This is a genomic window from Actinoplanes regularis (assembly GCF_900188005.1).
Taxonomy (GTDB): domain Bacteria; phylum Actinomycetota; class Actinomycetes; order Mycobacteriales; family Micromonosporaceae; genus Actinoplanes; species Actinoplanes regularis.
In genome coordinates this window covers 1-6,531 of record NZ_FZNR01000052.1, presented here as the reverse complement: position 1 = coordinate 6,531, position 6,531 = coordinate 1, and the positions used below count along the sequence as shown (strand labels likewise).

Genomic DNA, 6,531 nt, shown 5'->3' with positions numbered 1-6,531 from the left:
CACGGCCGGTTGGATGTCCGCACGGCGGGGCCAGCCTTCACGATGGCCCTCGATGATTGATCGCATGCCAGCCGGCGAGCGTTCTCTGCGGCAGAACAATGCGTTGCCCGGAAACTGCCCGTAGGCACGACGGCAGCTCGTCGTGGCAGGGTCATACGATTTCGCCATGACATCGCGAGACGACGCCCTGCGCATCATGACAGAGCGGTTCCCGCTGGTCGCGGAGAGGATCCAACGGCTCTGGGGACTGCGACTGCCACGTCATGTCGCGGTATTCGCGGCTCTCGCGGCCAGCGACGGCGGTGCCCTCAACGAGATGGGCATCTCGCCCTGGGGCGTCACCGACTATTTCCGTGACGGCGGTCTCGACCAGCGCGGCCGTGACGGGCTCGACCAGCGGTTGCACGCCCGCTTTCGCTGCGACCCGGCCGAATTCGTGACAGTTATGAGCGGTAGCTCTGACGGGCTGCACTATGGGCTCTGGTTCGACGACCCAGCCGAGCTGCCTACGATTATCGCCCGTAACTACGCCCGCGACTCGGCCGAGACCTGGGCGTCTACCGCGCCGACGCTGCTCCGCGTAGTGCGCGAGGAGGTGGATAGGTTCCTGAGTGACTACGGCGATGACCGGGAGGAGGCCGAGCGCGTCACTCCGCTGAACGATGCCCTCGATTGGTATGCGGCTGCCGACGAAGCGGCACTGCGGCAAGACCGACCGCCCCACTTGGCGTCAGCGCCCCGGTCCTACCTCGCCGTGTCGCTCATGCCCCTGTTACCGCAGGGCAGCGGGAACCCACAGGTAGCCGCATCTGGTTCCCGCCTCGACGCCTTTCAGAAAGATCCGGCCCGGGCCGCCGAGTGGATCGCCGAGGCCCGCCGCCAGCTCGCCGCGGGGCAGCCCGCGCTTGCGCGCGCTGTCGGCAGCGAACTGCACTGGCTTGACCTCGACGTACATCGGCAGGCCGGCCTCGACCTGCTCCTCGGCGCCTACCATGCGCTCGGCCGCGACGCCTTAGCCGAGATCGCTACGGTGCACGCCGCTCACCGCGACCTCCGCTCGGTCGAGGTGCTGATCACCGATGGATCCTGAGGAAGCCGCACGAGGCTTGACAGACGCAGCCTCTCACCCGCCGCGCTCTATCAGCGGCAGATCGGCACGCCGCGCACCGCGATCTACGGGTGGTTGCGACGGTGAAGATACTCGCTCAGCTCTTACCGTCGTCTGATCCGACACCGGCTTGTCCGCCCCTTTTGGTCTTGTATCCGAGACTGGCCACCAAGAAGGTGATCCCACCGACCGCGAACCAGGGATTCCACAAGGCAAGGGTCCAAAATCTGTGCGCCGGGCCCACCGTTTCGTTCAGAGTCGGCCCCGCGAGAAGAAGGACCTCTACAGCTGTCGCTCGTACAAGGAGGATCAGGCCGGCAACACAGCCAGCACGTTTGACCAGCACACTCGTGATACCACGGAGTCGGCTTCGCGTGAGCTCGCGCGCTACCAACGCCCCTGCTACGCAAAGCATGCCGACGCCCCACAGCCCTCCCGCGACGAACCAGGCGGGGCGCTCGGCCGCGAGATTCGGGCCGGCGGATACCGCCAACCCCACAGTCCCGCCGAGCGCCCAGTAGAAGTGCAGGACGGCGAAGGCGCCGGCCCAGACGGTTGCCGCCCAGCCACAACACCGGTACCAGACAGCTCGCGCTTCGACGCTGGACAGGCTCATCAGCGGACCCTACAAGTAGCGATCCAGGAGCGAACATCCGCTCATCAAGCAGATCAGCCTGTTGGTGCCGCACCAGCGCCGGTTACCCCGTGTGACGGGCTCGATGGCGCCTGACGACCGACTTGCGGCAGGTAAGTGCGCCGACAGGGCAAAGGCCAAGTATTGATCACTTCAACACTGGAGAATCGGACGGCTCGTGATTCAATCCCGGGCTCGATCTTCGAACGTGCTACTTCAGAAGTGCGCCGCGCCAATCGATCATCAGCGCATCAAGCGACCCGCAGATTAGCATAGCCGAGCCCGCAAATATCGCTAGCAAGCGCGAAAATATGACGGTGAAGCGATGCTCCCGACTTCCTTCCCGAATCTCCCTACCGAAGACCTCGCGACTATTAGTCATGGCAATGTCGGGAAATTTTTGGTTTTCGATGATGATCGCAAGTCCGACAAGCGCAACCAAGGCCGAAATGATCCTATCCATCAGTCTTCACTTTCCAGAACCCAGCGATAGACGCTGAATATGCACCCTACACTCAGATCAATCTTGGGGTTCCCAGAAAGCTGGAATGAGATGTCGCCGTCGACCAGGAGCGCAGCCGAGACGCAAGACCGACGTCAGCGGCCTTACTTCGGGCAAGCCGGACCATGAAATCGACCATCGAGTCCACCTCTACGGCGGATCGAAACCGCTAGTCCGGCGGTAGTCCTTCCCTGTCAGGCCTAGGTTATGCGCCCGAAGCCAGCAGCGCGGATCGCGGCAGTTGAGTGAGCGCAGGCCTGCCCCATGTCGCCTGCTAGGGCTCGCCGTTATCGAACTCGTCGGGAAACGCGGACAGCCGCGCGAGGATAGCCTCTTCGAGCTCCTCGTCCTCAGGGAAGAGTTCGAGATATTCATCCTCCCTGGAATTGATGTAGTCTTGATCTTCGCGGTTCGCAAGCAGGTCCGTGAAGAAGGGGTCGAGATCCGGGAAGCCGAAGTATCTAAGCCCTTCGGCAGCTCGCCGGAACGTAACCTCCTCGAACGTTTCGACGGCCCACGCCAATCCTTCCGGAATTACGTTGTTGTGGAGGTGCTGAACTCCCGCCAACATCCTGGTGCCTTGCGAGGCGGTTTCAAAGGCGTCGTCAAGCCATACGTCAATGGAATGGTTCCAAACTGCATGCAAAGTCGGGTCCATTGTTCAACTCCGGTATCGACGCCGCCGAGAGGGCGCTAACATATCGCACACTGCCGCCAGGCGCACTCACATCAAGCAGTTCAGGGTACCGCCCGGCATGGACGCCGGCCACCGAGAGTGACGGCGCTTCCCTCTGCTGGCGAGCAGAGCCGGTGACCGAACAAGACGACTGCGGTCATGGCAGGCTGGCGCCAAGGTGCTGGTGGGAACGGCTCGAACCGTCTGACTGACTCCCAAACTGTCCAGTCATGACTCAATGCCGTTGAGCTGAGGATCGCGATGTCAGATATTCCGATTGACCGATATGGTCGCGTGTTGGACGGCGAGAATAAGGGTTACTTCATTCGTGTCACCCTCGACGCCGAGGTCACCCACGGATATTACGTGTTCCTGGTTGACGATATTAAAAATCCTTCTGACGGCGGTGACTATTGGGCCAAAGACGTGGCTGAGTTGGCAAACCTGTTCCGCGTATCCGAGTGGCGCATCGAATGGCTATGAGGCAATCTCAGAGTTGAGTTCGCGGGGGATGTATGAGCGGCCCCTACACGCACTGATCTCGGCAGATCCGCCTGTCTGAGCCTCTCCAGCATCGGTTACTGCGCGTGACGGGCTCGATAGTACCTGACGATCGACTTGTGGCAGAATAACGCGGACGAATTCGACACTGCGGTGAGTGGTGAAGAAGCCTTCAACTGCGCATTGAATTTGCAGGCAAAGTGACCCGGAAGGTGGATCCACGGCCTCGTTCGCCGATCACTTCGACGGTTCCTTGATGCGCCCGCACGATCGCCGCCACGATCGCCAGTCCGAGCCCGGTGCCGGTCGCCGCCCGGTCGGTATGCCGGGTACGCGCCCCATCGGCGCGGTAGAAGCGTTCGAAGACGTGCGCCTTCTGCTCCTCGGACAGGCCCGGGCCGGTGTCGGCGATCTCCACCACCGCCCGGTCGCCCGGCTCGGCGAACAGCCGCAGCGTGACGGCAGCGCCCGGCGGCGTGTGCACGAGCGCGTTGGTCATCAGGTTGCCGATTACCTGCCGCAGACGCGCATCGTCACCGTACGCGACGAGCTGTTCAGGTTCGTCACGGACCTCGAGCGTGATCTGGCGATCAGGCGCCATAGCTTCGGCCGCCTGCACCGCGTCCAGCGCCAGCACCGGCAGCTCGACCGGACCGAGCGTCAGCGGCCGTTCCCGGTCGAGCCGGGCGAGCAGCAGTAGGTCCTCCACGAGCAGGCCCATCCGGGCGGCCTCGTCCTCGATCCGGCGCACCAGCTTGGCCATGCCGTCGCGGTCGGGGACGGCGCCTTGGCGATAGAGCTCAGCGAAGCCGCGGATGGTGGTCAGCGGGGTGCGCAGTTCGTGCGACGCGTCGGCCACGAACTGCCGCATCTTCGCCTCTGATGCCAGCGCCCGGGCCTTGGAGGACAGCGCCTGCGCCTCGGAGTCAAGCGCCCTCGCCTCGGAGAGCTGGGCAGCCTCGGCTGCTTCCCGGGCCGCCTGCTCGGACTGCGCCCGCGCTATGAAGGCCGCCTCGATCTGGGCGAGCATTGCGTTCAGCGCCCGCGACAACCGGCCCAGCTCAGTGGTGGGCTCGACGCCCTCGTGGTCCTCGGGGTCGGGCACGCGCTGGGTGAGGTCACCGGTGCCGATCGCGGCGGCAGTGCGCTCGATCTGCAGCAGCGGGATCAGGCTCTGCCGCACCAGGGTTGCGCCGACTGAGGCGAGCGTGATCAGCACCCCGACGCCGACCAGCACGTCGGCGCGAACCAGCCAGGCGATGGCATCGTCGATGCCGGCCATCCGCTGCCCGACGTGCAGCACCGAGCCATTGCTAAGGCGGATTACCAACATTCTCCACACGTACTTGCCGTTGGCCGAGTGCGCCGTGTACGGCATGTTCGCATGGGCGTTGATCTCGGCGAGGTCGGACAGGATCGTCGGCAGGTCGGCGGCGGTCAGCTTGCCATCGGCGTAGACGTCGCCCACGCCGGAGACCGAGGTCACGGCGGCCAGATAGTCCGGTGGCACGACCACCCAGTAGTGGGTGAGCGCGCGATTGTTAGCGGTGGCGGTCTCTACGGAGGTATCCGCGAACGAGCGGAGTTGGTCGTCCATCCGCGAGATCAGGTAGCCGTGCAAGGCGTACGCGCTGGCCAGACTGATCAGCGAGAGCGCCGCGAACACCAGGATCAGCACGGATGCGACAAGCTTGGTGCGCAACGAGACGCGGCGCAGGTTGGGCTGCCGCGGGATCGAGCTGCGAAATCGCTCGGTCAATGTCACCGGGGGCTCAGACAAAAGGTTGGCGCAGTACGCACCCAACGCCGCGCAGTGTATGGATCATGCGCGGCTGAACGTTGCTTCGCCTGGGCTCGATCCGAACTATCATGTCGACATTTTTTATCAGCCCGCTGCGCCCTTGCTGCGCCATAGCTGCGAACTGTCTGGGAGTACGCCGCTCACTCACCGGCCATCCGCTCATCGGCAGTTCTGGGTGCCGACCCCACGGGGAGCCGATCACGGAGCATGACGGCGTGCGGTGGCCAGCGCGCCCGGACGGCGGCAGTAGAGCATGCGTCTGCGACGCAGGCGCACATGAACGGCGTCAAATTGGTCACGGAACGTCGTGGCGTTAGCAGCGGCAACAAGCCAATAGTGCCGAACCCGGGTGTGCGCCCTACCATGCATCCCGTGTTGATCAAGGGCTTCGCACTGGTGGCCAGCCGGAAGCGGCTGTTTATGCTCGGTATGGTCGTCGTCGCCGCGAGCATGGGTGTCTTGACCCAGCTAGGCCCCTGGGGCGTTTGGACGGCAACGCTCGCAGTCACGGTCACGTTGTTTCTGCTGATGCTGAGGCTTTCCCAATTGGCGGCAGCGCGTTACCACCCCGCACTTCTGTTCGTGCGGGCAGAGCCGCCGTCCTTCGCGTCTCCGGTCAATCTCGCCCCGGTGTTCACCGCCGCGGCCTTCGTCATCCTGTGCGGCGGCATCGTGGCCGAGAACGTCGGTGACATCGTCAACGGCGACGAACTCTGGCTTATGGATGCCGCGACGGCAGGACTTGGAATGCTCGCCGTCGCTGTCCACCTGTACGTGGCGTTGGGCTCGTTCGGTGTTCGCCTGTATCCGGAAGGCATCCACGACCGGCAACCGTTCGGCTCCCTCTTCGTGCCTTGGGAAGCTCTGGCTGTTCCTCGTGCTGCCTTACCGCGCGATACCCAACAAGTGATCCTCTACCTCGCGCATCCGGAGTTGGTACGCAAACGCGGGCTTCGGGGCGGTGATCCGCACCTGCTGTCGGCCGCCGGCATCAACGCGGAGTTTCTGGCCCGCGCAATTCACGAGTATGCGAATCGCGCTGACCTCCGTCCGGCCATCGGCTCAGAGGCAGCCCTTGCTCAGTTCCAAGCGATTCCACAAGTCGCCGACCTTACGAATGGAGCCTGAAACCAGGCTGGTCTTGACGCCTTCATCTCGGCAGATCCGCTTACTGGGCGATCCCGACTCGCCGTCACGCTGGGTAGCGCGCGACTCGCGGCAAATGAGTAATCTCAGATCTTGCCCCTACAGGGCCGAGCGGGGCAGATCTAGTCCCACTCGGTAGGTGACGGTGTGTACGGGCGGCGGC

General features: G+C 63.9%; 7 protein-coding genes. 3 read left to right on the top strand and 4 right to left on the bottom strand.

What is annotated here, in order from left to right; translation table 11 throughout:
* Positions 1 to 166 precede the first annotated feature (166 nt).
* On the top strand, positions 167 to 1,090 hold the full coding sequence (locus CHC09_RS44680; RefSeq protein ID WP_089299351.1) for an ADP-ribosylation family protein: 924 nt from the start codon (positions 167 to 169) through the stop codon (positions 1,088 to 1,090).
* Positions 1,091 to 1,205: 115 nt separating this feature from the next.
* Here the strand turns inward: CHC09_RS44680 and CHC09_RS44675 are convergent, their stop codons facing one another.
* From CHC09_RS44675 to CHC09_RS46045, 3 genes are all read right to left on the bottom strand, one after another.
* Positions 1,206 to 1,724 carry a DUF3995 domain-containing protein gene (locus CHC09_RS44675; protein ID WP_089299350.1) on the bottom strand — a complete coding sequence of 173 codons (519 nt, stop codon included), beginning with the start codon at positions 1,722 to 1,724 and terminating at the stop codon, positions 1,206 to 1,208.
* A 229-nt stretch (positions 1,725 to 1,953) separates the two neighbouring features.
* Positions 1,954 to 2,205 carry a hypothetical protein gene (locus tag CHC09_RS44670; RefSeq protein WP_089299349.1) on the bottom strand — a complete coding sequence of 84 codons (252 nt, stop codon included), beginning with the start codon at positions 2,203 to 2,205 and terminating at the stop codon, positions 1,954 to 1,956.
* A gap of 313 nt (positions 2,206 to 2,518) precedes the next feature.
* On the bottom strand, positions 2,519 to 2,902 hold the full coding sequence (locus CHC09_RS46045) for a hypothetical protein (RefSeq protein WP_143232962.1): 384 nt from the start codon (positions 2,900 to 2,902) through the stop codon (positions 2,519 to 2,521).
* Positions 2,903 to 3,181: 279 nt separating this feature from the next.
* Between CHC09_RS46045 and CHC09_RS44660 the strand changes: the two genes are divergently transcribed.
* Positions 3,182 to 3,403, top strand: coding sequence for a hypothetical protein (locus CHC09_RS44660; RefSeq protein WP_143232961.1), 222 nt, complete (start codon positions 3,182 to 3,184; stop codon positions 3,401 to 3,403).
* 190 nt (positions 3,404 to 3,593) lie between these two features.
* On the opposite strand, the gene CHC09_RS44655 is transcribed toward CHC09_RS44660, so the two are convergent.
* Positions 3,594 to 5,186 (bottom strand): sensor histidine kinase, encoded by a 1,593-nt coding sequence (locus CHC09_RS44655; RefSeq protein ID WP_089299346.1) that lies wholly within the window; start codon positions 5,184 to 5,186, stop codon positions 3,594 to 3,596.
* Positions 5,187 to 5,594: 408 nt separating this feature from the next.
* Between CHC09_RS44655 and CHC09_RS44650 the strand changes: the two genes are divergently transcribed.
* Entirely contained in the window at positions 5,595 to 6,350 is a 756-nt protein-coding gene (locus CHC09_RS44650; RefSeq protein WP_143232960.1) for a hypothetical protein, read from the top strand.
* Positions 6,351 to 6,531 lie beyond the last annotated feature (181 nt).

What these genes read in the sequence shown, in the direction of transcription:
- CHC09_RS44680 (WP_089299351.1), top strand. Translation starts at nt 167, where the DNA reads ATGACATCGCGAGACGACGCCCTGCGCATCATGACAGAGCGGTTCCCG.
- CHC09_RS44675 (WP_089299350.1), bottom strand. Translation starts at nt 1,724, where the DNA reads ATGAGCCTGTCCAGCGTCGAAGCGCGAGCTGTCTGGTACCGGTGTTGT.
- CHC09_RS44670 (WP_089299349.1), bottom strand. Translation starts at nt 2,205, where the DNA reads ATGGATAGGATCATTTCGGCCTTGGTTGCGCTTGTCGGACTTGCGATC.
- CHC09_RS46045 (WP_143232962.1), bottom strand. Translation starts at nt 2,902, where the DNA reads ATGGACCCGACTTTGCATGCAGTTTGGAACCATTCCATTGACGTATGG.
- CHC09_RS44660 (WP_143232961.1), top strand. Translation starts at nt 3,182, where the DNA reads ATGTCAGATATTCCGATTGACCGATATGGTCGCGTGTTGGACGGCGAG.